Here is a 24,729-nt window from a genome sequence, read left to right on the forward strand (position 1 = left end):
CCTCACCTGGTCCGGTCGTACGGTTCGGAGACATCGACCGAGGCGTCCATCAGCGCCTCCAGCGGCAGCGGAGCGATCACCGGAATGTAGCTCCACTCCAGAAATCCCTTCTTGCTCAGCGGAAAATCGTCGACATAGCGCTTGGCCTCCTCGACGCTGTCGACCTCGAATACGATCACCACACCGGGCTCATCGGCCCGCGCGTAGTTCTCTCGCACAATCCCGGCCTTCCACAGCCGCCACACATTGGCGACTTCCTCGGGTAGGAAGGGCGTGATGGTCTCCATGGTGACCCCGGGCTTGAAGCGGTCGAAAGTAATGACCTTCATGGGATGTGAACTCCGTGTCTGCACCAGTACCGCTGCCGTGCGCGGCGGCACAGGTCCATGGAATCGCGATGATTACAGTGTTACAAGAACGCACTTTTCGGTAAGCACCCGAGGCGAGAGATGCCCACGAAGCGCTACTACTGCCCAGTCGAGGTAACCGTCGACCTGATCGGCGGCAAATGGAAACCGGTAATCCTCGCCCATCTCAAGGAGGGCGTCCGCCGCTACGGTGAACTCCGTCGCCTCATGCCGACCACCAGTGAAAAGATGCTGGTCCAACAGCTGCGCGAACTCGAGTCCGCCGGTTTCGTTCGCCGGACCGTCTTCGACACCGTTCCACCGCAGGTGGAGTACGACCTGACCGATGAGGGCTGGAGCCTGGTCCCGGTCTTGACCGCCCTCTACGAGTGGGGCGAGAAGCGCTGTGAGAGAACCGGAGTCACGGTCGAAACCGTTGCCCCACCACGCTGAAGGCTGGTCATAGGCTGCGGCTATGTGTGACAGGATCGGTTCATGACGCAGACGACCGATCGGGCCTACGAGTGGACGAAGGGACAGCTGCTCGACGGCCAGTTCGTCGGCGGTGAACTGATTTCCGAGGGGCAGATCGCCGAGGAATTGGGAGTTTCCCGTACTCCCGTGCGTGAGGCGTTTCTCCGACTACAGGCCGAAGGATTTCTCGAGCTCTATCCCAAGCGCGGCGCGATTGTCGTCCCGGTGGGGTTGGGTGAGGCGCGCGCGGTAGGTGAGGCGCGGCTGATGGTGGAGGACTTCGCGCTGGCTGCCGTTGCCGCCCGGGGCGCCGCGGCGCTGTCGAAGCTGGGTGCGGACCTATTGAAGCGACTGGATGCCGATTCGGAAAGTCAGCTGGCGGGCTTGGGATTTCATGAGAAATTGGTCGCGGCCGCCGGCAATCCGCTCATTGCCGATATGTTCCGCAATCTGTGCGATCGCCACCTGCGCCTGGTCGCCGCCGCCGTCGGGACCTACGGCCCGGATGGTGATGCCGAGGAGCATCGCGAATTGGCCGAACTGATCGCGGCGGGTCGCGTGGATGAGGCCGCGACGGCGCTGCGGCGGCATCTCGCCGCACTCTTCGGCGTAGCTCCGGCGCGCCCCCGCGACCTGGTGTAATCCGAAACGAACACACTCCGTCATCAATGTGCCATTGACAAATGGCGCATTGGGGGCTGATGCTCTAGTTATGACGAGAACAAGGTCAATGGCGACCTTCGGATCGGCGGTCCCCGCATCGGCCTCGCGACAAGCGCGGCTCGCGGCGATGGCGTCGGTTGTCGGGTTGCGACGAATCAATGGGTTGCTACCGCGTAATCAAGCGGGCATTCAGGTGGGGCGCGGGCTGATCGCCGGCGTAATGGCCGCCTTCGGGCCCACCCTGCCGGGCACCCGGGTGTCGCGGGTTCGATCCGGCGCAGTGCGCGGCGAATGGGTCCGCGCGGCCGGGGTACACCACGGCGAGCGCGCCATCTACTACATCCACGGCAGTGGCTATGTGGTGTGCTCGGCACGCACGCACCGGGGCTTGGCCTCACGGTTGTCGAAGCTGACGGGGCTGCCGGTATTCCTGATCGACTATCGCCTCGCTCCCGAACACCCGTTCCCGGCTGCGGCGGACGATGTCGAGGCCGGATACCGCTGGCTGCTCGGCAATGGCTATCGGCCGGAGAATCTGGTGATCGGCGGCGACTCCGCGGGCGGGCACCTGGCGCTGGATCTGCTGCTGCAGAACCCGCGGACCGAAACCCCGCAACCGGCGGGTGTATTCATGTTCTCGCCGCTGATGGATCTCACCCTGACACTGGCCGAGCGCCGGGATCGGGAGCTCCCCGACCCGATGGCCCCGGCCCATACCGGCCGCCGTCTCATCGAGCTCTATACCGAAGGGCAACAGCCTGATTCGCCGCGCCTGCGGCTCGAGATCCCGACGGGCACCGCCCTCCCGCCACTGCTGGTGCAGGCCAGTGCGGGGGAGATGCTCGCCGACGACGCCCAGCACCTGCACGATATGGCTGTTGCCGCCGGGGCGCGCAGCGAGCTGGAACTGTGGCCCGGCCGCATCCACGTCTTCCAGGCGCTACCTCTCCTGGTTCCCGAAGCGGTGCCGGCACTGCGCCGCGCCGAGCAGTTCATCGCGACCGCCCTGGCGGCCGCACCGCTCCTGACGAAGGTGAGTTGACCATGTCGATTCTCGACAGTGTGCTGCCGGTGTTCGGCAACCGCCGATCACACGGAGCCAAAGCCGTGGTGACGGGTGCGGGAAGTGGTATCGGCCGCGCGTTCGCACTCGAAATCGCCGCTCGCGGTGGGGAAGTGCTGTGCGCCGATATCGACAAGGACCGAGCCGATGAAACGGCCCGCTTGATCGAGCGCACCTACGGGCGGACCGCGCACGCTGTGTTCTGTGACGTATCCCGCCGCGAAGACGTGGAGAGTCTGGCACTGCACGCCGAGCTCATCTTCCACGGCCCGCCCACCCTGATCATCAATAACGCCGGCGTGGGCATCGGTGGAAAACCGGTGGGCGCTATCGGTTTCGATGACTGGCAGTGGGCAATGGGGATCAATCTCTGGGGTGTCGTACACGGCTGTGAGATCTTCGCCCCGCAGCTGCGGGCCGCCGGCCGTGGCGGCATCATCAATGTCGCCTCCGCGGCGGGTTTCGCCGCGGCCCCCGGTATGGCCGTCTACAACGTATCCAAGGCCGGGGTGATGTCCCTCTCGGAGACCCTGGCCGCGGAGCTGTCCGGCAGCGGCGTCGCGGTGACCGTGCTGTGCCCCACCTTCGTCAAGACGAATGTGGTGCGCGACGGCCGGATCGGCTCGGCCTCTTCGCGATTGGCCGACGAGCTCATGCGCCGGACCGGCTTCTCACCCGAACGCGTCGCGCGCACCACCCTCGACTCACACGACCACGGCCGCCTCTATGTGCTGCCCCAACTGGACGCGCACGCGGTCTGGCTGCTCAAACGGCATTTCCCCGCCCTCTACGCGCACGCCCTGGGTGTCCTCAACCGGGTACTGCCGCAAAACGATTCCGCGGTCCCCACGACCGTCCCGAGCAATGCGAAGACAGGAGTCTGACATGTCTTTCGACTTCGACAATATGTTGACCAAGATCGAGTCCCGGCAGTGGGCATTGGCCGATATCGACTGGGACGCACCGGGTGCCGAACTCATCGACCCCGCGCTGCACGCCAAGCTCAAGCCGTTCATGGCCGATCTGATGTGGATCGAGAATGTCGGTGCGCGCGGTTTCGCCGCCATGGCGCAGAAGGCGCCGACCGAGACACTGAAGCAGATCTACCGCTACTTCCACGCCGAGGAACAGCGGCACGCCAATGCCGAACTGGCCCTGATGCGCCGGTGGGGGATGCTCGACGGTGAGGAGATCCCGGAACCGAATATCAATGTCAAACTGGTCATCGACTTCCTGGACAAGCACGCCGACGATATGTCGCTGTCGTTCCTGGGCACCGTCATCCCCATGCTCGAGGTGGCCCTGGACGGTGCGCTGATCAAGTTCATTACCGATGAGATCGACGACCCCGTCGCGCAGGAGGTCTTCAAGAAGATCAATGCCGATGAATCACGGCACCTGGCCACCGATTACGCGGTCATGGAGCTGCTCGGCCACGCGACGGTGCGTAAACTCGCCGCCGATCTGGTCGGTGGCTGGGTCAAACCGTCGTTCATCGTCGGCGTGCTCAGCTATGTGCCGCTGCTGAACAAGATGCGCGACAATATCGTCGAGATGGGTGTCGACGAGGAGAAGCTCTACGCGGCCATGCGGAAGTTCAAGGCGGTGGGGGAGCGCACGCCGATCGCCAATCGGGTGCCGATGTACCGGATTGTGAAGATGCACAGCAGCTGGGTGATCAATCGCGACCATCCCTACCATCTGTTCGCCGACGCCATGGTCAAGGTGACATCGCGGATTCCGGATCGCTTCCTGGGACCGCAGCCCACCTGGTCCAAGGAACTCACCTACGAGCCCGTCGCATGAGCGAGCGTAGCGAGCGACCGGTGGGCGCAGCCGAGCGTAGCGAGCGACCGGTGGGCGCAGCCTCCACCGCCAAGCCACTGGACGTGGCAATCATCGGTGCCGGTTTCGCGGGTATCGGCGCGGCGATTCGACTGCGGCAGAAGGGCATTACCGACTTCGCCCTCTTCGAGCGCGGCGACCGGGTCGGCGGCACCTGGCGCGACAATACCTATCCCGGTGCGGCCTGCGATATCCCGTCGCGGCTGTACTCCTTCGCCTTCGCACCCAATCCGGACTGGTCGCACACCTACTCCGGCAGTGGCGAGATCCTGGGCTATATCGAGTCGATGGTGCGGAAGTTCGATATCGGCCCCAGCATTCGATTCGACCACACCGTCATCGGTATGGAGTTCGACGAGGCGAGCGGCCTGTGGGATATCACCTTCGCGGCCGATCGGCGAAAGGTGAAGGCGCGCACCGTTGTCGTCGCCTCCGGCCCGCTGTCGAATGCCAGCTTCCCGAATATGCCGGGGATCGAGACCTACGAGGGTCACAAGATCCACAGTGCCCGTTGGGACCACGACTACGACTTCACCGGCAAGAAGGTGGCGGTGGTCGGCACCGGCGCCAGCGCCGTGCAGATCATTCCGGAACTGGTCGAGCGGGCCGCGTCGGTCAAGGTATTCCAGCGCACACCCGGCTGGGTATTGCCGCGGGCGAACCGTCGCACCAGCGCGGCGACCCGGCGGCTGTACCGGCAGGCCCCGATCACCCAGCGGCTGGCACGTGATGCCTGGTTCTGGGGACACGAGTCGGTGGCCCTGGGCGTTGTCTGGAATACGCCGCTGACCCGGGTGGTCGAGTCGGTTGCCCTGCTGCATCTACGATCCCAGGTCGGCGACCCCTGGCTGCGTCGGCAGCTCACCCCGGATTTCCGGGCGGGCTGCAAGCGCTTGCTGATCAGCAATGACTACTACCCGGCGCTGCAGCGGGAGAACTGCAAACTGATCACCTGGCCGATCGCGCGACTGTCCCCGAACGGTATTCGCACCGCCGAGGGTATCGAGCATCAGGCGGACTGCATTGTTTTCGCCACCGGCTTCGATGTCTCCAAGGCCGGTGCCCCCATACCGATCACCGGTCGCGACGGCCGCGTGCTCGGGGACGAATGGAGCAGGGGCGCATACGCTTTCAAGAGCGTCGCGGTCTCGGGCTATCCGAATCTGTTCCTCACCTTCGGTCCGAACTCCGGCCCCGGCCATAATTCGGCGCTGGTCTACATGGAGGCGCAGATCGAGTACCTCACCGATGCCATCGGTGTGCTACTCGCCCGTGATCTGCGCATGCTCGAGGTGCGGCGCGACCGCCAGGACCGCTACAACGCCCGGTTGCAACAGCGGCTGGGCTCCACCACCTGGAACTCGGGCTGCCGCAGCTGGTATCTCACCGAGGACGGCTTCAACTCCACCATGTACCCCGGATTCGGCACCCAGTACGTGCGGCAGTTGGCCCGGGTCGAACTCGACGATTACGTCCTGACCCCTCGGGACGCGGTGCGGCTCACCGGTGCCGACAGCGGAATCGCCCTTTCCCTCCGCTAATGTCGACGCGAGGTGTTCCGCCCATGCCCTCGGTGCTCACCCGCACCGGGGCATGGGCGCTGCGCCTGGTCGACCGGCAACCGCGAGACAGGGAGGGCGAGACTCAGATGGCGGAGTACCGCATCGACGATCTCGCCCACGCCGCGGGCACCACCACCCGCAATGTGCGTGCCTATCAGGAACGCGGCCTGCTCCCGACCCCCACTCGGCGCAGCGGTCGCGCACTCATCTACGACGATTCCCACCTCGCCCGGCTGCGGATTATCGATTCGCTACTGCAGCGCGGGTTCACCACCGCGCATATCGCCGATTTCATTACCAGCTGGGAAACCGGCAAGGACCTCACCGAGGTACTCGGCCTGCAACAGGCCGTCACCGCCACCTGGGGCAAATCCGAAGAGCCCCTGGAGGTTCCGCGCGAACTGGTGGACACCTTCCTCGGCGATGTGGACGGCGATCCGGTAACCGGTGCGGAACTCGAGCGGCTCGCCGATCTGGGCCTGGCCCGGTTGCACGGGGATACCGTCGAATTCACCCAGCCGGAACTGCTCGCGACCTTCGCCGCCCTGCACGGCTACGGGTACCACCTGGACAGTCTCATCGATGTCTACGCGGCGGTCGGTCAACGGGTCGACGATATTGCCCGGCTCATGGTCACCGCCGCCAAGGATCAGATTGTCGCCGAGCACGGGCCGGGCTGGCTCCCGGATACCGGTGCCGAGACCGCCGCCCTGACCAAAATGCTCAATCACCTTCGCGAGCTCGGCGTCACGGCGGTGCAGAACACGCTCGCGCAAGCCCTCGACCGGGTACTGGAGAGCGAACTCAGCGCCTATCTGGAGATCGCCGTCGAAAAGCGCAGCGCCGAGAAGAAGCCGCAGCCCTAGCCCACGCCAGCTGGCGAGTTCGCGAAAACCTCAGAGGCGGAGTGACTTCGACTCCAGGCGCCGGGCGGTGCGCGCGGCCATCAGAGTGGATATGCCGGTGGGATGCAGCGGGTCGTACCCCGTCATCTCGGAGATTCGAGCCAGTCGATAGGTGACCGTATTGCGGTGGATGAACAGCGCCCGCGCGACCGCATTGTGGTTGAACTGATTGTCGATGAACGCATCCAGGGTCTGCGCCAGCACGGGTTGGTCGTCGAGCGGTGCGAGCAGCGCGGCCAATGTGCGCCGGGCCGGGCCCGCCGTCGCGATGGCGTACTCGAACATCATGTCCTGTTGACGGCAGACGACCGCGGGTTGGTGGAGGCAGCGCGCCACCTCGGCGACCGCGCGCGCCTCGGCATAGGCGGCGGGAACATCGGTATGCGTCGGTGCGGGCGCGACCCCGATCCAGAACTGCGGATGCGGACCGGTGTCGCGGATGGCCAGCCGAGCGGCCAGCGCGCCCACCGGATCACCGTCGGGTTCCGGCATGGGTACCAATGCCGTCCATCCGCCACTGTCACGATGCAGCAGCGTGCCGGGCAGATCGGCGATCCGGCTGCGCAGACCGGTCAGGGTGCCGGGCGTCGGTTCCCCGAGCCGCACGACCGCGATGAGGAAGGCATCGGCGATCGGCACCTCGGGATCGTGTGCCCAGCCGCTGGGATCGCGCCCGGTCAGCAGGGCGTCGGCGATTTCGCGCTGCCGTTCGAGCAAATCCCAGCGCGGCTGGCGGGCGTCCTCGACGAGGGCGTTGGCAATGCGGGACATGATCAGACTCAGGTACTCCGTCAGCCGCAGACCCAACTCCGGAATGACCGGGTACTCACCGGGATCGAGCAGCCGCATCAACTCCGACCAGAAGAAGCCGCTGCCGACCCGATAGTTGGTGAGGGATTCGGTCAGGGGCATTCCGTCGTGGACCAGGTTCACCACCCGGTCCACCAGCGGCTGGGTGTCCTCGGAGGTCGGTTCGAATCCCTCGACCAGATAGCGGAAGAACAGCGCGATATTGAGTTTGGCGCTCACCACGAAATCCGCGTCCAGCATCGAATGCGGGATGGCGTCATAGGGCGGTGCGTCGGCACTGAATTCGCCGACCAGGGCGGTAGCGCGCTGCCGTAGCCGCTCGAATACGGCCGCGCGCGCCGCGATGTCGGTGCCCATCAGCGACCCGGGAATCCCTCCGGTAGCAACTGGAAGTCGGCCTTGAACTTCGGCCCGGCCGGCAGGCCACGCAGCAGTGCGCTGATCCAGGCGACCGCGGGCGGCCAGCCGGTCACGGCATTCGTGATGTGCTCGGGGATGGGGCTCGTATAGAACCGCAGATCCGCGCCGCGATCCCAGTAGGACTGCACGGTCGGCAGCACCACCGATGGCGGAATCAGCTCATCCCATACGCCGTGCCACCACAGCACCGGGGAATCGGGAATGTATCTGCCGAGGCTGTTGTCCTGGAGGACCTTCATGACTGCGGGTGACGACTCGAGCGATTTGCCGGGCTGGAAGTATTCGCTGATCGGCCGGTACATGCCCGTGGCCGCAATGGTTGCGTAGCAGCGGCTCTGGAAGTCCGCGACGAGCTGCTGGCCCTCGGGGGTCAGCAATTCCGCAGCATTGAATGCCTCCGGATATTCCCGGGAAAGGCTCGCGAATCCCAGCCACATGGTGAAGTTGCTGATTCCGGTCAGTCCGGGCTGGGCCCGCGTCGCATATTGCGCCTGCGCCACCAGGTCGCCGGGCGTCCCGCCGATAGCCGTTCCCAGAATTCGAACATCCGGCGCATACGACTGCCGCAATTCGGCCGCGCGCAGGGAACCGGAACCGCCGCCGGAGTATCCGTAGAGCGCGATACCGGAATCGGTGAGACCCAATGACGCATCGTTCTTCATCGCCCGGAGGCTGTCGAGAACCATCTTGCCTTCGTCATAGGTGTTGAAGGTATTGAACTTCCCATCGAAGTCGGGCACGTTGATCGCGAAACCCTGTGCGAGCCAACCACTGACCAGCGTGGCCTCTTTCAACGTGCCGACCTGCAAGGTGTACGAGGGGTTGCAGGCCGAACTGGTGGAGTCGATGGCCTCCTGGAACGACACCACCGGCCGCGCGCTGCCCGACCACGGAATTCCGGGCACGATCACCGATGTCGCGGTGACGATCGGATTGTCGTGTACATCGTTGGTCCGGTACAGCAGCTGTTTGGTGTACACGGGGAACGGAATTCCCAGCAGCCGGGTCTGCACCTCGCGTTCCCGCACCACCTGTCCGGGCGCGAAATCCGCGATATTCGGCGGATCGCTGTACCACGGGTCCTCATCGGGTGTGGGAATCGGCAACATGTCGTAGAGCCACGGCTCCGACGGCAATTGCGGCAATTGATTCTGATCCGGCGGAAATGTCGGTGGGAACCCGGGCTCCGCCGAAACCACCCCCATAGCACCCGCCACCAAGCATGCCGACATGGTGAAAACCACCAGCCGCCGTAGCCCAGACCTGCTCATCGACCCCTCCAAACTCCATTGTTCGCACGCGGTCGACTGTGATTCGTCCGGTGGGATTCAGCTCACACCACACGAAAGCCGTGCGCAATCGACGAAGCGCCGAGTATGGATAGGGGCTTTTGTGCACGTGCACAAATGAGTTCTCGGGGCTCTGCCGACTCGATGGGTCTTGACTGATACTTTGGTCAATGTGGCCGACCGGCAGACCTTGATCCTGCGAGCAGCGACGAAAGTCATCGCGCGGCGAGGCGTTCGGGGCCTGCGGGTGGAGGAGCTGGCGGCCGAGGCCGGGGTGTCGACCGCCCTCATCTATTACCACTTCAAGGACCGTGCCGGGCTGTTGCGCCGGACCCTGGAGTTCATCAGTGACCGCGCCGAGCGCTATACCTTCGACGACGCGCCCGCCCCCGGATCGCCACGCGCGGAACTGGAGCAGGCACTGCTGCTCGAACTCCAGGATGATCCGACGGTGCGGGAAAACAGCACCGCCTGGGGCGAATTGCGGGCCAGCGCCGTCTTCGAGCCCGAGCTGCGCGAACAGCTGGGTGCGTCGACCCGGTACTGGGTCGACAGCATCGCGGAACTGGTGCGGCGCACCGCGCCGGATTCCGCGACCGCCCCGCCGCTGGCGATCGCGGAACGGCTGACCGCGCTGGTCGAGGGACTGAGCCAGCGCTGGTTGAGCGGTTCGATCACCCTGGAGTACGCCCGCGAACTGCTACACCAGGCGATTGCCGCCGAACTCGGCGAGAAGTTACGCCCGGTGTAGCGCGGGTTCGTCCGAGCCCGACTCAGGCGGTCGGTCGCCCCGGCTGATCGTGGGTCGAGCAGTGGATGCCGCCGCCGCCGGAGGCAATGACATCGATCGGCACCGCGACGATATCCCGGTCCGGGAAATGCTCGCCCAGAATCCCTTTCGCTTGATCATCGGCCCGGCGGTCGCCGAATTCGGGCAGGAATACCGCGCCATTGGCGATATAGAAGTTCGCGTAGCTCGAGACGAAGTCATCGCCCATATCGGTGAAGCGGCTCGGATCGGGCTGTGGGAGGTCGATAACGGTCAGTCGGCGGCCACGGGCGTCGGTGGCTTCGGCGAGGACCGGCCGGGCCTGGTCGGATGAGCGCGACCAGCTGTCGGCCGGAGTGCCGGGGAAGGGCGTGTCGAGCAAGACTACGCCCGGTGCGACAAAGCGGGCGAGACAATCGATGTGGGCATCGGTAATGTCCTCGCCGCGAACACCTTCCACCCAGATGACCTGCTCCACGCCGAGGGTCTGCGACAGGTCGGCCGCGAGCTGATCGCGGCTCTTCCCGGGATTGCGATTGTCGTTCACGATCGAGCTCTCGGTGACCAACAAGGTGCCCTCGCCGTCGGTTTCCAACGCGCCGCCCTCGGTGACCAGCGGTGCCGATAGGCGCGAAATCCCGTACCGTGACAGCAGATTGCGGGCGATCGCGCTGTCGATCTCGTGCGACTGCTTATTTCCCCAGCCATTGAAGTTCAGATCGACGCCGACGATTTCGCCGGACTGCTCGATGAACGTCGGGATCATGTCGCGGGCCCACAGATCCTCCACCGCCAGCGGGACCACCTCGACGCCGTCGCCGCACGCGCGCTGGGCCGCCGTCACCTGGTCGGTCATCGCCAACATGACAACTGGTTCGTACTCCGCGATCGCCTGCGCCAGTCCGGCGATATCCTCGCGCACCTCGCCGAGGTACTCGCCCCAGCTCGCATGCGCTGGCCACTGCATGAAGGTGCGCGCGTGGCTCTCCCATTCGGCTCCGAGGCGACGACCGATGCTCGAGCCGCGGGATTCGCTGGCTGAGCCGCATGCCGAGAGACCGGCTGCGAGCATGCCGGCCCCGGCGATGGCGCTCAGGGCGGTTCTACGGGACATGGCGTTCTCCCACATCGTGGTGCTCCATTGGTAGGACCTTCTGACTGAAATATCAGTCAGGAACTACCATAGCAGCACGATATATCTCGCCGCGGTACCGGGTCGTCACGCAGCTTTGTGACCTGGGTTTGCGGTGGGCCCGAGAGGGCTACCTAGGGGTGTGAACGTTGAGGTGACCCCGCTACCCGGCATCGGTGTGCGCAAGGATTTCCCGCTGGACCGTGCGCGCCGTCGGATCGGGGTGATCGATCATCGCGACGGCACCATCGACCTGATTGTGAGCAGGCCCAGGCATCCGGATGTGACCGAGCAGATTTCCCTCTCGGCGCAGGAAGCGGCCGTTCTGGCGAATCTGCTGGGGGCTCCGCAGCTGGTGAGTCGGCTGGCCGAACAGCCTGAAGTGGGTGCTGTGAGCACGCGGCAGCTGTCGATCACGGCCGGTTCGACATATGACGGTCGGCCGCTGGGGGATACTCAGATGCGCACGCGGACCACGGCTTCCATTGTCGCGGTAATGCGTGCGGGTCAGGCGATTCCGGCCCCGGGGCCGGACTTCACCATGACCGCGGGTGATGTGTTGGTTGTTGTCGGCACCGAGAACGGACTCGCGGCCGCGGCCAGAATTCTCCTGCACGGTTGAGCCGAATTATGCTGCGAAACGAAGCGATCGGCGACAGTCACTGCAGCGTGACGCGCGCGCCAGCGGCCTCCAACTTGATTTTGGCGGAATCGGCGGTACCGGGGCTCACCTGTTCCAGCACCCGCGTCGGTGCCGATTCGACGAGATCCTTCGCCTCCTTCAGGCCCAAGCCGGGAAGTACCTCCCGCATGGCCTTGATGACCTGAATCTTCTTGTCGCCGAACGACTCCAGAATCAGATCGAATTCGGTCTTCTCCTCGACCGCGGCTGCCGCGGGGGGCGCGTCCGATGAGAGCGGTGCCGCGACGGGTGCTGCGGCAGTCACGCCGAACTGATCCTCGAAAGCTTTCAGGAAGTCCGAAAGCTCCAGCAGAGTCATACCTTTGAATACATCGAGCAGTTCGTCGATGCTCATCTTGGCCATAGTCATCCCCCTACGCACACGACTGGGATGACTCCAGGCTACGCGGCTTGCGGTGTGCTTTCGGGCCCTTTGCGCAGCTCGTCCCGGATCGCACCATGCAGTGCGCACCGATGTGCCGGACCGGGGGTGACATATGCCGGATCCAGCCGTTGTTTGAAGGTGAGGTTGTCACGCCGCCAGCAATCGACGCAGACCAGTTTCTTCATGTCGTCCTCCTCGGGCTCCCGCGAAAAGCTCGTGCGGGGGGAGTTCCCCGTTCCGCCGTCGATCAGCGCCCCTATACCCAATTGCACATCGCGATGTCGTCGGATCGTTACCGCCGCCATTGTTTTCGGCTCTCGCCGCCCGTGGTCACGCGATTTCGAGATATCGGCCGATACCCGTCGATTGATATCCCCGCCTGACCTCGACGTTCGGCGCGGGAGCGGTATTCGGGCAGTGCCGGGCGGCTACGGTGGCTGGAGGTATCGGGTGGCGGTGGAAAGGGGCTCGAGGTGCGGGAACTCCGGGTGGCGGTCGTGGGGTACGGGTTGGCCGGGGCGGTATTCCATGCACCGTTGATTGCCGCGGAACCGGGTATGCGGGTGGCGGTGGTGGTGACCTCGTCCGCCGATCGGGCCGAGCAGGCGCGGCGGGAGCATCCCGGGGTGCGGGTGGTGGCATCGGCCGATGCGCTGTTCACCGACCCGACGGGGATCGATCTGGTGGTGATCGCGACGCCCAATCGCACCCATGCGGATTTGGCGCTACGGGCCTTGGCGGCCGGGCTGCCGGTGGTGGTGGACAAGCCGTTCGCGGTGACCTCGGCCGCGGCCGAGCAGGTGGTGGCCGCGGCGGACCGGGCCGGGCTGGCACTGTCGGTGTTCCAGAACCGGCGGTGGGACAGTGATTTTCGCACCATCGCGGCCTTGATGGCGGACGGTGGGCTGGGTTCGGTGCGCCGGTTCGAATCGCGGTTCGAGCGGTGGCGGCCGGAAATCAAGGGTGGCTGGCGTGAGGTCGGCAGCGCCGAGGAGGGTGCGGGGATTCTCTTCGATCTCGGCAGCCATCTGGTCGACCAGGCGCTCACCCTGTTCGGCCCGGTCAGCGAGGTCTACTGCGAGTTGGACGGCCGTCGTCGCGGCGTGCGGGCCGATGACGACGCCTTCGTCGCACTCACCCACGTCACCGGTGTCCGTTCCCATCTGTGGATGAGCGCCGTGGCGACGCAGCTGGGTCCGCGGTTCCGCGTGCTCGGCTCCGAAAACGGCTATGTCAGCTACGGTCTCGACCCGCAGGAGGCGGCGCTGCGGGCCGGCCGCCGACCGGGTGACGGAAAGTCCTGGGGCACGGTCGAACCCGAGAGCTGGGGAATGTTCGGTACCGATGGCGATACCCGACCGATTCCCAGCGCGCCCGGCGATTATCCCGCGTTCTATCGGGCGATGGCCGCGACGCTGCGCGACGGGGCTCCGGTCCCGGTCGATCCGAACGACGCGGTCGAGACGCTGAAGATACTGGAACGAGCACGCGAGATCGCTTCCGGGCCTTCGGTATAGAAGCGGACTGAGCCCCTTGCCGCCCAGGTATCGTCAGCAGCCCGTCGCGGTCTATCCCTGCGCTCGGGTCGCGAGATAGACGGTGTTGGTCGACCGGCTCCGAATAAGCGGATTGTCGAAGAACACCTGCTGGGCCTCGACATCGGTGAAGACGGAACCGAGGACCGCGAGGAATTCGTCATCGGGCGCGTCGTCGGACCACAGTGCGAACGTGCCACCCGGGGCCAGATGCGCGGCGAACGCCCGCAATCCGTCGGCGGTGTAGAAGGCCGTATGCGGGTGATGGAGGACATGGCGTGGCGAGTGGTCGATATCGAGCAGGACCGCGTCGTAGGTGCGGCCCGGCCGCTGCGGGTCGAATCCGGTCGCGCTCGCGGCGGCGGCGAAGAAGTCCGCGCACACCAGCGCGACGCGGCTGTCGGCGGCCAAACCCACGGTGTCGGGCAGCAGATCGCACTGGTGCCAGTCGATGACCGCATCGGTGTATTCGATGACGGTGAGCGTACGAACCCTGGTATCGCGCAGGGCTTCTCGTGCGGTATAGCCCAGACCCAACCCGCCGACAACGACATCCAGATCCGCACCCGGCGTCCGCGCCAGCCCCAGTCGGGCCAGCTCACACTCCGCGACGGTGAACAGACTCGACATGAGGTACTCGTCATCGAGCTTCACCTCATAGATATCGGCACGCACCGTCGGATCGAACCGCCGGCGCAGACTGATCTCGCCCATCGGTGTCCGCTGCCAGCCGAGTTCCTCGAAGTGTGCGCTCATCCACTGACACTAGGCCCGGCCGGAGAACAGCGGTGGCGCGCCGTGCGCTTATTGCCGCTAGCGAAATGCTCAGCGCCGACGCCGACGCCGACGCCGTCGGTGCGGCGCAACGTGCGACCGGTGGTCGCTGCGAAGTCCAGCTGTGGCCGGGCATGTTCCACGTATTCCAGGTGGGTCATCGGCTCCTGCCAGAGGCGCGCGCCTTCCTCACCGCCGTCGAGCAATTCATCGCCGATGTCGAAACCACCGCCCTCACCGGGGATCCGCGTCCGGTCTGATACCCGTGTAGTCCCGCAGGGTCAGTGGTGGTCGGCCGGTGAACTGCTCGATCGTTTCGGTGACACGGAAGAGTTCGTGGCCGGAGCCGATGGCGGCGAACATCGTCCAGAGGTGGGTCAGGTGTTCGACGGTGACCTCGTCGCGGTAGATCGACATGGCGGTGCGCGCGTAGTCGTCCGGATCTACGGGGACGTAGGGAACGCCGAAGGCGTCGGCCGCCTGCCCAACGGTCATGATCTCACCCGCGAGCCAAAGCACCGGATCGACCGGTCCCTCGGCGCGCAGCACGCCGGCGCCCACCGCGGCGACGTCCGCCGCCGCGATCAGGGGTAGCACCGTCTCGGGGGAACCGAGCGGCAGCGCCAGCTCACCGCGATCGCCGATCGCGACACGCAGATTATCGAAGAACACCGCGGCCCGCAGATGCACCGCACCGACCTCGGCGCGGTCGAGAACCTGTTCGGCCACCCAGTGCCGACGCATATGTGGAGTTCCCGCGTTCGGATCCGAACCGAGCTGCGATACCGCGACCACTCGCTGCACGCCCGCCTCATGGGCGGAGGTCGCGAAAACGGCTGCCGCATCGAGCATTCCGGCGGTCACCGGATAGGTGAAGTACGCGCGCCGCACGCCCTGCACGGCGGGTCGCACGGCGGTGACCTCGCGCAGATCACCCACCACGATCTCAGCGCCGAGATCCTTCAGTTCGGCGGTGCGCGCATCATCGCGGTGCACGAACGCCCGCACCGGAAGCCCCGCGCGCACCAGACTTTCGGAGACCATACGCCCGGTCGCGCCCTGGCTACCGCCACCCGCGCCGGTGACGAGAATCGGATGACCGGGAGAACTTCCGAGGATCGGATCATTCATGTCCTGTCCCCTCATGACTGTTTCGGCAGCTCGAGCGTGAACGCGCCACGACCGGCGAGAGTGGTCAGGAAGTCCACCGGGTCGAAAGCCTCGGCGGGACTGGCGACTCCGCTCTTGGCGGCACCCTCGGTGAGCCGGATCGCGGCCTCGACCGAGGCCAAGGCGGCGGCCCGCCACAGATCACGACCGCGCAGGTGCCCGGACGCGGCGCCCTGGGCCCCGAAAATCTGTGTGGCAATGGTGAAGTCGCTGTTGGCGCGCGCTTCCGGCTCGACGTTCTCGCTGGTGAAGGCCTGCTCCTCCTCGAAGGTGCGGGCGGTCAGCTGCGCCTCCACCGAACGGGTCCTGGTGTGCCGGGGGATGGTTACCGCTTCCGGGAACGGCACCGGGGCTATTACCGTGCGCGGGCCGACCGGCGGAGGAAAGGCGAACACCGCATTGCGCGGCTCCACGAATCCGACCTGCTGCTCGCCGTCCGCGAATCCGATGCGTTCGGTATCGGCGAAGAGCAGCCGCGCGGTCTCCACCGCCCCGTGGGTCATCATCCAGTTGCTCACCGCGTAAGCCACGGTAATGCGGTCGATCTCGGGAACACCGCGCGCGACCGCACCCGCGAGCAGATCACCCAGGCCGCCGTAGAAACTTACGCTGGGCAGCATGGCGATACCGGCGCGCTGCGCCCGTTCCTGGAAGGTATCGAACAGCCGCCGCACATGATGCACCTCGACGGCGTGATCGATGTAGTGACAGCCACCTTCGACGGCGGCCGTGGCGACCGGGAGTCCCGTAGTGGCGAAGGGACCCGCGCAGTGGATGACGACATCGGCGGCTTCGGCGAGGGCGCGCAGTGCGGCCGGATCGTCGAGGGCGGCGGGCAGGACCCGGCTCTCGCCGAGAGTGGCGAGCGCATCCGGATTCCTGCCGGACAGCAGGACATCCTTTCCGCGGGAGCGAAGTTCGGCGGTGACCAGCCGACCGGTGTGACCGGTGGCCCCGTAAACGGCGAAGACGGTCATGAAGATCAACCCTTTGGACGCTGGGTAGGAATTGAAGTCCGTCACCTCAGAGTAGGTGAGTCGGTGTCGGGGTGGCAGCCGTTCGGACAGTGCCCACGCAGCGAATCATGCTCGTCCACAACGATTATTCGCCAATAACTCAGCTCCCCGCACACTCACCACCGCGCGTTGAGTGATCCGCCGCCGCCGAGCGGTCGCTGATGAATGTCAGCCCGGCACATGCGGCCAACCGCCCGCGGCTGGACGCCTCACCCTAGGATTGCCGCGGTGCACGAATCGCTGAAAGCGCTACGCGCCGTTCGCCGGTACCGAACCGATCCGGTGCCGCGAGCGTTGATCGAGCAGATCGTCGATGCCGCGCGTTGGACCGGCTCGGCCCGCAATGGTCAACCGTGGCGGTTCATCGCGGTCACCGATCCGGACGTGCGTGCCGCGCTCAGCCGATGTGGTGCCTACGCCGTGCACCTGGCAGCGGCACCGGTCGTGCTGGTGCTGGCATCCGTGGAAAACGCGTTCTCGGACACCGCTTTCGATATGGGCCGGGTAACCCAATCGGTGTGCCTGGCCGCCCAGGAACTCGACCTGGGAACCTGCCCGACGACCTTCCACCCCGACCACAATGTGGCCCAGGCCGCCACCCTCGTCGACCTCCCCGCCGAATGGCGACCGCGCCACGCCGTATCCATCGGCTACCCCGCCGCAACACCCACACCATCGGCAATCCCCACCGGCCGCCTGCCCACGGCCGAACTGTTGCGGTGGAGTTGATGTGCATGAAGGGGCTTATGCCGCGAGGCCTGCGGTACGACTCGATTGGCTAGCTCGGGGCAGGTGGCTATGCGGATCCCAGGCTGGCCGACGCGCGCATGTGATCCTGATCAATAACCCCTAACGGTTACTGTTCAGCTACATATATGCGGGTTGTCCCAGAGCACTTCCGAGCCGTCTCCACAGGAGGACCAGATGAAGCAGCGTGTAGCGATACTGACCGCGGCGGTGGGCACCGCCCTCGCGGCGCCACTGTTGCTGACCGCCACCGCGAATGCCGACGTGTGGCAGCCGGTCCCGGGTATTTCGATTCCGCTGCCCGACGGCGTGTTCCGGGGCCTGCCCGGTGTTATCGCCACCCCGCCGCCCGGGCCCGCGCCGGTCGAGGGCGCGCCGTGTGAGGGCGACGGTCACTGGGTGCACCTCGACGGCGGCAACGCCGCCCACTACGGCACCGAATGGCTGTGCGCGCACAACTGACGCCCGGCTGGCAACGGGACGGTAAACCGGGGCGGATACGCGCGGGCGGGGGCTGCCACGGCTCGCCCCTCCCGACCTGGTCGACCGTCCACTGATCTTCACAGTTCGCGGATGCGTGTATATGTTGGATTGCGGCTCGGCTCGGGGGCCGATGGCCCGATATCTCGAACAATTGTCGAATATGGAGGCTGGACCCTTGCGATTATCTGTCGGCGCGCTTGCCGCGGTAGTGGGAATGACCCTGATGATCGGACCGAATGCGCAGGCCGCTCCGGAGTCTGCGGGTGCGAAGCCGTCGGCCGTCACCTCTGTGGACAAGGATGGACGCACCTGGCATCTGAAGGTGTATTCGGCGGCGATGGATACCGAAATCGCGGTTGATGTGCAGCGCCCGGCCGATGAATCCACCCCCGCTCCGAATCTCTACATGCTCAATGGCCTCGATGGCGGTGAGGGCAGTGCGAGCTGGACGGCGCAGACCAAGGCGTTGGACTGGCTGGCCGACAAGCCGGTCAATGTCATTCAGCCGATCGGTGGTCGGGGCAGCTATTACACCGATTGGCAGCAGCGGGATCCGGTGCTCGGGCTGAACAAGTGGCGGACCTTCTTCACCGAGGAATTGCCCCCGCTGCTGGATAAGACCCTGCAATCCACCGGCCTCAATGCCCTGGCCGGACTGTCGACCTCCGGCACCGCGGTATTGCAGCTGGCCGAGGCCAAACCCGGTCTGTGGAAATCTGTCGCCGCCTACAGTGGATGCGCGCAGATCGCCGATCCGATAGGCCAGCAGTTCGTCAAACTCGCCGTCGAAACCTGGGCACGTGGGAACACCGTGAATATGTACGGCCCCGCCGATAGTCCGCTGTGGGCCGAAAACGATCCGGTCATCAATGCGGAGAAGCTGCGCGGCACCCTCCTCTACATCTCCAGTGGAAGCGGTGTCCCGGTACTCGAGGACGTCGAGTACTACCTGAACAGCGCCCCCGGCCCCACAGGCGCGGTCAACCTCGGCCTCGGCGTGGTGATCGAGGCGGCAGTCAATGGCTGCACGGTCAACCTGAAGAACCGACTCGACTCGCTGAACATCGCGGCGACCTACCAGTTCAACCCGGTCGGCACCCACTACTGGCCGTACTGGGAAGAGGCACTGCACAACTCCTGGCCGGTGCTCGCCGAGGGCATGGGGTTGCAAGGCTGAGGACCTGTACGCCGACCGCGCCGGTGCCGCTATGGCACCGGCGCGCGGCGTCTCCGGCCCGGAACTTTCGGCGAATCATCGAAAACGACCGACGCGGCTGTGTCGTCCTCTCGCGGAATTACTTGGGCGAGTGGACATTCCGATATTTCAGTCGATACCGCTCGATTCCCTCAGCTGCTGCTAGCTCAGATTTCGATCGATACCGTTCGACTCCGCGCCCGCCTCGACGATTGGTAGCCGCTCGTGAAGACCGCACCTGAGATCCTCGAACTGACCGATGACTTCTACCCCGACCACCGCCGAGTTACGGGCCGTATTCGATGTGCTGACCCGACGCGGCTGACGGTGCGCGTCGGCGAGTATTCGCCCCGCTCAGCCCTGGATGATCGGGACCAGGTAGTCGCGGGCGAAGGTATCGAGTTCCGCGGTGGTGGCGAGGGGGATGGACCCGTCCGGTTGCAGGATCAGCGAGTGCACGAAGCGGCAGACGATTTCGGCGCGGGTCAGCAGGCCGGGGGAGTCGGGGAGTAGCCCACTGTCGACGGCTCCCTGGAGCAGTGTTGCCGTGGTGGCCACGGCCATGGTGAAGGACGGTGCGCCCGCGGTGGTGAGTTGGGGCAGCAGCCGTTCGGGTTCCAAGCTGAGCATCCGGTCGACGAGCGGGTGTGTGCGCCAGCGGGTTACGACCGTGACGAAGAGATCGGCGACCAGGTCGGGCAGGGTGCTGTGGCGCTCCGCGATTTCGGCCAGTGCGGCGAGCACCCGCTGCACCTCGCGAGTGGCGACAATCTGTACGACATCGTCGCGGGAGCCGACGCGGCGGTAGACGGTCACGCGGTCGACGCCCGCGCGGCGGGCAATGTCCTCGATGGTCGTCTTCTTGATGCCGACCTGTTCGAACTGGACCAGCGCGGCGTCGAGAATGCGTGCTTCGACGGAATCGGTCGATTCGCGGGTATTCGACGAGGTCGTAGGCGGTGTGGTCACTCTTCGACGCTATCAGGGTCGCTCCTTTCTGCAACATTCTCACCCCCAATGTTGCGCGCAACATTGCAATAGGAATTGTTGCGCTGTACGTTCGGCCTATGGCTGAGCAGGCTGGTGCGACGAGGCACCACTACAGCGACGAAGCGCACGCGATCCACGCTCGCGACGTCCACTTCGACTTCGCGTCGGTGCCCATGCACTACATCCCCGGCGAGGTGCTGGCTACGCACATCGTCAATGTCATGCACCTGGTACTTCCCGAGGGCGAACGGGCAATGGCGAACTGCCTCGCCGAGGCCCTGCCGCTGATCACCGATGAGCGGCTGCGCGAGGAGGTCGCCGGTTTCATCGGGCAGGAGTCGATGCACGCGAGCAGTCACGAGGGTGCGCGGCGGCATCTGCAGTCGATCGGGCTGGATGTCGAATCGTATGTGCGTGCGGTCGCGTGGCTGGTGGATCGGATTCTGGGCGATCACGGTCTGGCCGGTCGCGCCAAGGAGGAGTGGCTCAAGGAACGTCTCGGTCTCTTCGCCGGGATGGAGCACTACACCGCCGTGATCGGGGAATGGCTGCTGGAAGCCGATATCCTCGAGGAAAAAGGTATGCATCCGACGATGCTGGATCTGGTGCGCTGGCACGGCGCGGAAGAGGTCGAGCACCGCAGCGTCGTCTACGACGCCTACATGTACGTCGACGGGGGTTATGCGCGCAAGGCCCGCACCGCGCTGCTCGCCAGCGCCACCCTGCTGCCACTGTTCATCGTGTCGACGGCCTACATGTATCGCAAGGATCCGGAGCGGGACAAGGGGCGGTTCTGGCCGCTGCAATTCGTGAATGCGACCGTGCGCGGCGTTATCCCGAAGTTCACGGTGTTCTTCACCGAGCTGCCGCGCTACCTGCGCCCGGGCTTTCATCCGTCACAGCTGGGCCCGATGGATACGGCATTGCGCTATCTGGCGCAGTCGCCCGCCGCCCGGGCGGTCGGGCACTGATGGGAACCGCGACGGTGACAGTGGAGTTCGAGCCGTCGGCGAGCCTGCGGATGCTCGGTGTCGTGATGGACGCCTACAAGCAGGTGTTCGCCGGGCGGACCGCTCATGTGCTCTCCCGACCTAATCCGGTGCAGCGCACGGGATTCGACCTGGAACTGCTGGTGGAGTCGGTGCGGGCGGAGGCCGAGAATGTGGTGAGCCTGAACCTGGTCGCCCACGAGCGCGCACTGCTGCCCAGGTGGAAGCCGGGATCGCATGTGGATGTCTTCCTACCGTCGGGTCGGCAGCGGCAATACTCGCTCTGCGGCGACCCGGCCGACCGGCGGCGGTATCGGATCGCCATCCGGCGAATCGGGGACGGCAATGGCGGATCGCGCGAGATACACGACGAACTACGCCCGGGAAGCCGGTTGCGAATTCGTGGCCCGCGCAACGCCTTCGACTTTGTCGAGGCACCCTCGTACCTGTTCATCGCGGGCGGTATCGGGATTACGCCGATCCTGCCGATGGTCAAGGCCGCGGCGACCGCCGGGGTGCGTTGGCAGCTGATCTATCTCGGCTCCGCACGCACGACCATGCCGTTCTTGGACGAACTGTCCGACTGCTCCGGCGGCACGGTCGAGATCCGACCCGACGACGAGTTCGGTACTCCCGATATCGCGGAGCTGGTTGGACGTGCGGAACCCGGTGCGGCGGTCTACGTCTGCGGGCCATCGCCCGTCCTGGCGGCAGCGCAGCGGACCATGTTCGTGGTCAATCCGACGGGATCACTGCACACCGAACGCTTTTCGGCTCTGCCGGTACTCGACGGCAAGGAATTCGATATCCGGCTCGCGCGCACCGGACGGACCCTTCGCGTCGGTGCCGACGAGACCGCCCTCGCCGCGATCCGTCGCGCGATTCCCGGTGTCGTCTATTCGTGCCAGCAGGGCTTCTGCGGCACCTGCAAGACCGCGGTACTCGCCGGGCGGGTACAGCACCGCGACCGCACACTTCCGGACTCCGAACGCGAGAACTTCATGCTCACCTGCGTATCCCGCGCGGCCGACGACTCGCTCACCGTCGACCTCTGATCGACAATAAGAAGGAAGGCCCGATAGTTATGCCCGGACAGGCCGAGCACAAAAGTATCGCCATTGTCGGCGCGGGATTCGCCGGTATCGGGCTCGCGATCAAACTGCGCGCGGCGGGTTTCGAGGATCTGGTGATCCTGGAGCGGGCCGCCGACCTCGGCGGCACCTGGCAGGCGAATACCTATCCCGGCTGCGCGTGTGATGTTCCGTCGCAGTTGTACAGCTACTCGTTCGCGCCGAACCCGAACTGGTCGCACACCTACGCACCGCAGCGGGAGATACTCGAATACCTCCGCTCGGTGGCGACAGAGCACGGGATCGCAAGTCGGATCCGCTACAGCACAGAGCTATTGGACGCGCGATGGGATGACTCGGGTTCCCAGTGGCGGATCGAGACCTCGGCCGGAACACTGACCGCCGACTTCGTCCTCTCCGCGACAGGTATCTTCAGCGATGCGAAGTATCCGTCGCTGCCAGGACTGGAGACATTCGCGGGTAAGACCTTCCACTCGCTGCACTGGGATCATGAGCACGATCTGACGGGGGAGCGGGTCGCGGTGATCGGCACCGGCGCATCGGCGGTGCAGTTCGTACCCGAAATTCAGCCCACGGTCGGCAAGTTGACGCTGTTTCAACGGTCGGCTCCGTGGATCGTGCCGCGCCTGGATCGCGGCACCTATGGGTTGGAACGATCGCTGCTGCGCAGACTGCCATTGGTGGGCAAGGCGATTCGCGGTAGTTACTACACCCTCATCGAGGGATTCGGTCTGATCGGCTTCGTCGACAATAGATTCCGGCATCCGTACGAACTGCTGGGCAAGATGCAGCTGCGCCGTCAGGTCAGCGATTCGACACTGCGCGCCAAACTGACACCCGACTACATGATCGGCTGTAAACGCGCCATCTTCTCCGACGCGTACCTACCCGCCGTCGCCCGGGACAATGTAGAGGTCGTGACCACGGGCATCGCCGAGGTGCGGGCGCATTCCATCGTGACCCGCGACGGTATCGAGCATCCGGTCGACACCATCATCTACGGCACGGGTTTCGAATCGACTCCCGGTGCGTTCCAACGGTTCGTCGGTCGCGACGGCCGCACCGCCGCCGAGGTGTACGACGAACGGCCGCAAAGCTATCTGGGTGCCGCGCTCGCGGGATTCCCGAACTTCTTCTGCACCCTGGGTCCGTTCGGCGCGGCCGGAAACCAGTCGGCCATCTTCATGATCGAATCGCAGATCGCCTACATCGTGGACGCACTGCGGACCATGCGGGACCGGGGTGCGCAGCGCGTCGAGGTGCGGCCCGAGGTGCAGGAGGCGTTTCTCACCGAGATGACCGAGCGCAGCCGCTCGACGGTGTGGCTCACCGGCGGCTGCCAGAGCTACTACACCACCGCCGACGGCGGCAATGCCGGGCTGTATCCGAATTGGAGTTTCGAATACCGCCGCCGCACCGCCCGATTCGATATCGATGCCTACGAGGTGAGTGCGTGATGGGTATCGGAGATCTCCATCTGCTCGGCTGGCTCACCAACCGGGATACCTACGATGTGCGCGGCAAGACGGTACTGATCACCGGCGCGGGCCAGGGCATCGGATGGGAACTGGCGAAGGTGCTGCACGCACGCGGTGCGTCGATCGCGTTGGCCGATATCGATGAATCGAGCGCACGTACCGCCGCCGAATCCCTGGGCGTGGCCACCATGGCGATCGGTGTCGATGTCACCGATCGAGAAGCCATGGCGCGGACCGTCACCCGCGTGGTGGAGCGCTTCGGCCGTCTCGACGTCGTCGTCGCGAATGCGGGCGTGGTGCCGAAGCCCGCCACGCTGCGAGTCATGGATGCCCGCGACTTCGATCGCGTGATCGGCATCAATCTCACGGGCGTGTTCAATACGGTGCACCCCGCGCTCGACCACATCATCCAGGCGAAAGGCCATGTGGTCGTGGTGTCTTCGGCCGCCGCTTTCGCACCCGGTATGGGTGGGTCGCCGTACATGATCAGCAAGGTGGCCGTCGAGCAACTCGGCCGGGCATTGCGGATCGAGCTCGCGGCCGTCGGCGCGAGCGCGGGCGTCGCGTACTTCGGTGTGGTGGAAACGGCGATGACCCACGACACCCTCGATGACGACGAGCTGGGGCGGCGATTGGGCGCAATGCTGCCCTGGCCGCTCAATGTCCGGATTACCGGGCGGGCGGCGGCGGAGACGATCGCGGATGGCATTGCGCGCCGGGCCCCCCGAACCATCGCACCGGTCGGCTGGGAACCCTATTCGCTGTTGCGCGGAGTCGTGAATGTGGTGCTGGACGGCAGGCTCGCGCGGGATGCCCGGGTACACGCCCTGATCCGCGCGGTCGAAGAGCGAATCCGCCCGAACCTGCACTCCGCCTCCGATATCACCCGCTGAGTATCTGAAAGGTCCACTGCCA

The 24,729-nt window shown here is 65.5% G+C and carries 28 protein-coding genes; 18 read left to right on the top strand and 10 right to left on the bottom strand.

Features of this window, described 5'->3' with window-relative positions; genetic code table 11:
* Nucleotides 1–2: 2 nt before the first annotated feature.
* The gene (locus NU1_RS27190; RefSeq protein WP_067525794.1) at nt 3–329 is read right to left on the bottom strand and encodes a hypothetical protein; all 327 of its coding nucleotides are present in this window, start codon (nt 327–329) and stop codon (nt 3–5) included.
* A gap of 120 nt (nt 330–449) precedes the next feature.
* On the opposite strand from NU1_RS27190, the gene NU1_RS27195 reads away from it, so the two are divergent.
* The 7 genes from NU1_RS27195 to NU1_RS27225 all read left to right on the top strand — a co-directional run bounded on the left by NU1_RS27195 (nt 450) and on the right by NU1_RS27225 (nt 6,820).
* Nucleotides 450–800 carry a winged helix-turn-helix transcriptional regulator gene (locus tag NU1_RS27195; RefSeq protein WP_067525680.1) on the top strand — a complete coding sequence of 117 codons (351 nt, stop codon included), beginning with the start codon at nt 450–452 and terminating at the stop codon, nt 798–800.
* A gap of 42 nt (nt 801–842) precedes the next feature.
* Nucleotides 843–1,463, top strand: coding sequence for a GntR family transcriptional regulator (locus tag NU1_RS27200; protein WP_067525682.1), 621 nt, complete (start codon nt 843–845; stop codon nt 1,461–1,463).
* Between the two features lie 70 nt (nt 1,464–1,533).
* Nucleotides 1,534–2,526 carry an alpha/beta hydrolase gene (locus NU1_RS27205; protein WP_084521841.1) on the top strand — a complete coding sequence of 331 codons (993 nt, stop codon included), beginning with the start codon at nt 1,534–1,536 and terminating at the stop codon, nt 2,524–2,526.
* A gap of 2 nt (nt 2,527–2,528) precedes the next feature.
* The gene (locus NU1_RS27210; RefSeq protein ID WP_067525687.1) at nt 2,529–3,431 is read left to right on the top strand and encodes an SDR family NAD(P)-dependent oxidoreductase; all 903 of its coding nucleotides are present in this window, start codon (nt 2,529–2,531) and stop codon (nt 3,429–3,431) included.
* A gap of 1 nt (nt 3,432) precedes the next feature.
* A complete protein-coding gene (locus NU1_RS27215) occupies nt 3,433–4,353 on the top strand; it encodes a ferritin family protein (RefSeq protein ID WP_067525689.1) in 921 nt (306 codons plus the stop codon).
* Nucleotides 4,350–5,933: a flavin-containing monooxygenase gene (locus tag NU1_RS27220; RefSeq protein ID WP_084521842.1), complete on the top strand. Its 1,584-nt coding sequence runs from the start codon at nt 4,350–4,352 to the stop codon at nt 5,931–5,933. The genes NU1_RS27215 and NU1_RS27220 overlap by 4 nt, the downstream gene beginning before the upstream one ends.
* Nucleotides 5,934–5,956: 23 nt before the next feature.
* Entirely contained in the window at nt 5,957–6,820 is an 864-nt protein-coding gene (locus NU1_RS27225) for a MerR family transcriptional regulator (RefSeq protein ID WP_307644927.1), read from the top strand.
* 30 nt (nt 6,821–6,850) lie between these two features.
* Here the strand turns inward: NU1_RS27225 and NU1_RS27230 are convergent, their stop codons facing one another.
* On the bottom strand, nt 6,851–8,026 hold the full coding sequence (locus tag NU1_RS27230) for a PucR family transcriptional regulator (protein ID WP_067525694.1): 1,176 nt from the start codon (nt 8,024–8,026) through the stop codon (nt 6,851–6,853).
* Nucleotides 8,026–9,321: a lipase family protein gene (locus NU1_RS27235; RefSeq protein ID WP_157553123.1), complete on the bottom strand. Its 1,296-nt coding sequence runs from the start codon at nt 9,319–9,321 to the stop codon at nt 8,026–8,028. Before NU1_RS27235 ends, NU1_RS27230 begins: the two co-directional genes overlap by 1 nt.
* 208 nt (nt 9,322–9,529) lie before the next feature.
* Here NU1_RS27235 and NU1_RS27240 point away from each other — a divergent pair, with 208 nt between their 5' ends.
* Nucleotides 9,530–10,129: a TetR/AcrR family transcriptional regulator gene (locus tag NU1_RS27240; protein WP_245720331.1), complete on the top strand. Its 600-nt coding sequence runs from the start codon at nt 9,530–9,532 to the stop codon at nt 10,127–10,129.
* Between the two features lie 22 nt (nt 10,130–10,151).
* Here NU1_RS27240 and NU1_RS27245 read toward each other — a convergent pair whose 3' ends face one another.
* A complete protein-coding gene (locus NU1_RS27245; protein ID WP_212762101.1) occupies nt 10,152–11,261 on the bottom strand; it encodes an agmatine deiminase family protein in 1,110 nt (369 codons plus the stop codon).
* Nucleotides 11,262–11,421: 160 nt separating this feature from the next.
* Here NU1_RS27245 and NU1_RS27250 point away from each other — a divergent pair, with 160 nt between their 5' ends.
* Nucleotides 11,422–11,901 (top strand): cation:proton antiporter regulatory subunit, encoded by a 480-nt coding sequence (locus NU1_RS27250; RefSeq protein ID WP_067525703.1) that lies wholly within the window; start codon nt 11,422–11,424, stop codon nt 11,899–11,901.
* A 37-nt stretch (nt 11,902–11,938) separates the two neighbouring features.
* Here NU1_RS27250 and rplL read toward each other — a convergent pair whose 3' ends face one another.
* Both rplL and NU1_RS41785 read right to left on the bottom strand, forming a co-directional pair.
* A complete protein-coding gene (gene rplL, locus NU1_RS27255; RefSeq protein WP_067525705.1) occupies nt 11,939–12,325 on the bottom strand; it encodes a 50S ribosomal protein L7/L12 in 387 nt (128 codons plus the stop codon).
* Nucleotides 12,326–12,363: 38 nt separating this feature from the next.
* Nucleotides 12,364–12,531, bottom strand: coding sequence for a hypothetical protein (locus tag NU1_RS41785; RefSeq protein ID WP_157553096.1), 168 nt, complete (start codon nt 12,529–12,531; stop codon nt 12,364–12,366).
* A 288-nt stretch (nt 12,532–12,819) separates the two neighbouring features.
* Here NU1_RS41785 and NU1_RS27265 point away from each other — a divergent pair, with 288 nt between their 5' ends.
* Nucleotides 12,820–13,863: a Gfo/Idh/MocA family oxidoreductase gene (locus tag NU1_RS27265; protein ID WP_067525709.1), complete on the top strand. Its 1,044-nt coding sequence runs from the start codon at nt 12,820–12,822 to the stop codon at nt 13,861–13,863.
* Nucleotides 13,864–13,914: 51 nt separating this feature from the next.
* On the opposite strand, the gene NU1_RS27270 is transcribed toward NU1_RS27265, so the two are convergent.
* Nucleotides 13,915–14,637: a polyamine aminopropyltransferase gene (locus tag NU1_RS27270; RefSeq protein WP_067525711.1), complete on the bottom strand. Its 723-nt coding sequence runs from the start codon at nt 14,635–14,637 to the stop codon at nt 13,915–13,917.
* A gap of 32 nt (nt 14,638–14,669) precedes the next feature.
* Between NU1_RS27270 and NU1_RS27275 the strand changes: the two genes are divergently transcribed.
* A complete protein-coding gene (locus tag NU1_RS27275; RefSeq protein ID WP_174565945.1) occupies nt 14,670–14,915 on the top strand; it encodes an alpha/beta hydrolase family protein in 246 nt (81 codons plus the stop codon).
* Here the strand turns inward: NU1_RS27275 and NU1_RS27280 are convergent.
* Together NU1_RS27280 and NU1_RS27285 are read right to left on the bottom strand one after the other, a co-directional pair.
* A complete protein-coding gene (locus tag NU1_RS27280; protein ID WP_067525716.1) occupies nt 14,890–15,786 on the bottom strand; it encodes an NAD(P)H-binding protein in 897 nt (298 codons plus the stop codon). The genes NU1_RS27275 and NU1_RS27280 overlap by 26 nt on opposite strands.
* Nucleotides 15,787–15,797: 11 nt before the next feature.
* The gene (locus tag NU1_RS27285) at nt 15,798–16,802 is read right to left on the bottom strand and encodes a saccharopine dehydrogenase NADP-binding domain-containing protein (RefSeq protein ID WP_067525799.1); all 1,005 of its coding nucleotides are present in this window, start codon (nt 16,800–16,802) and stop codon (nt 15,798–15,800) included.
* 267 nt (nt 16,803–17,069) lie between these two features.
* On the opposite strand from NU1_RS27285, the gene NU1_RS27290 reads away from it, so the two are divergent.
* The 3 genes from NU1_RS27290 to NU1_RS27300 all read left to right on the top strand — a co-directional run bounded on the left by NU1_RS27290 (nt 17,070) and on the right by NU1_RS27300 (nt 19,248).
* Nucleotides 17,070–17,570 carry a nitroreductase family protein gene (locus NU1_RS27290; RefSeq protein ID WP_212762102.1) on the top strand — a complete coding sequence of 167 codons (501 nt, stop codon included), beginning with the start codon at nt 17,070–17,072 and terminating at the stop codon, nt 17,568–17,570.
* Between the two features lie 195 nt (nt 17,571–17,765).
* Complete coding sequence (locus NU1_RS27295; RefSeq protein WP_067525720.1) at nt 17,766–18,050, top strand: hypothetical protein; 285 nt, start codon at nt 17,766–17,768, stop codon at nt 18,048–18,050.
* Between the two features lie 235 nt (nt 18,051–18,285).
* Nucleotides 18,286–19,248 (top strand): alpha/beta hydrolase, encoded by a 963-nt coding sequence (locus NU1_RS27300; RefSeq protein ID WP_157553126.1) that lies wholly within the window; start codon nt 18,286–18,288, stop codon nt 19,246–19,248.
* 372 nt (nt 19,249–19,620) lie between these two features.
* On the opposite strand, the gene NU1_RS27305 is transcribed toward NU1_RS27300, so the two are convergent.
* A complete protein-coding gene (locus NU1_RS27305) occupies nt 19,621–20,235 on the bottom strand; it encodes a TetR/AcrR family transcriptional regulator (RefSeq protein ID WP_067525722.1) in 615 nt (204 codons plus the stop codon).
* Between the two features lie 98 nt (nt 20,236–20,333).
* On the opposite strand from NU1_RS27305, the gene NU1_RS27310 reads away from it, so the two are divergent.
* Genes NU1_RS27310 through NU1_RS27325 form a run of 4 tightly spaced genes read left to right on the top strand, consistent with a single transcriptional unit; the run spans nt 20,334 to nt 24,707 of the window.
* The gene (locus NU1_RS27310) at nt 20,334–21,227 is read left to right on the top strand and encodes a metal-dependent hydrolase (RefSeq protein ID WP_067525724.1); all 894 of its coding nucleotides are present in this window, start codon (nt 20,334–20,336) and stop codon (nt 21,225–21,227) included.
* Nucleotides 21,227–22,300 (top strand): PDR/VanB family oxidoreductase, encoded by a 1,074-nt coding sequence (locus NU1_RS27315; RefSeq protein WP_067525726.1) that lies wholly within the window; start codon nt 21,227–21,229, stop codon nt 22,298–22,300. Before NU1_RS27310 ends, NU1_RS27315 begins: the two co-directional genes overlap by 1 nt.
* A gap of 29 nt (nt 22,301–22,329) precedes the next feature.
* Entirely contained in the window at nt 22,330–23,793 is a 1,464-nt protein-coding gene (locus NU1_RS27320; RefSeq protein WP_067525729.1) for a flavin-containing monooxygenase, read from the top strand.
* Nucleotides 23,793–24,707, top strand: a complete 915-nt coding sequence (locus NU1_RS27325; RefSeq protein WP_067525731.1) for a short-chain dehydrogenase/reductase — start codon at nt 23,793–23,795, stop codon at nt 24,705–24,707. Before NU1_RS27320 ends, NU1_RS27325 begins: the two co-directional genes overlap by 1 nt.
* The last annotated feature ends 22 nt before the right edge of the window (nt 24,708–24,729 follow it).

The organism is Nocardia uniformis NBRC 13702, assembly GCF_001613345.1.
Lineage (GTDB): Bacteria > Actinomycetota > Actinomycetes > Mycobacteriales > Mycobacteriaceae > Nocardia > Nocardia uniformis.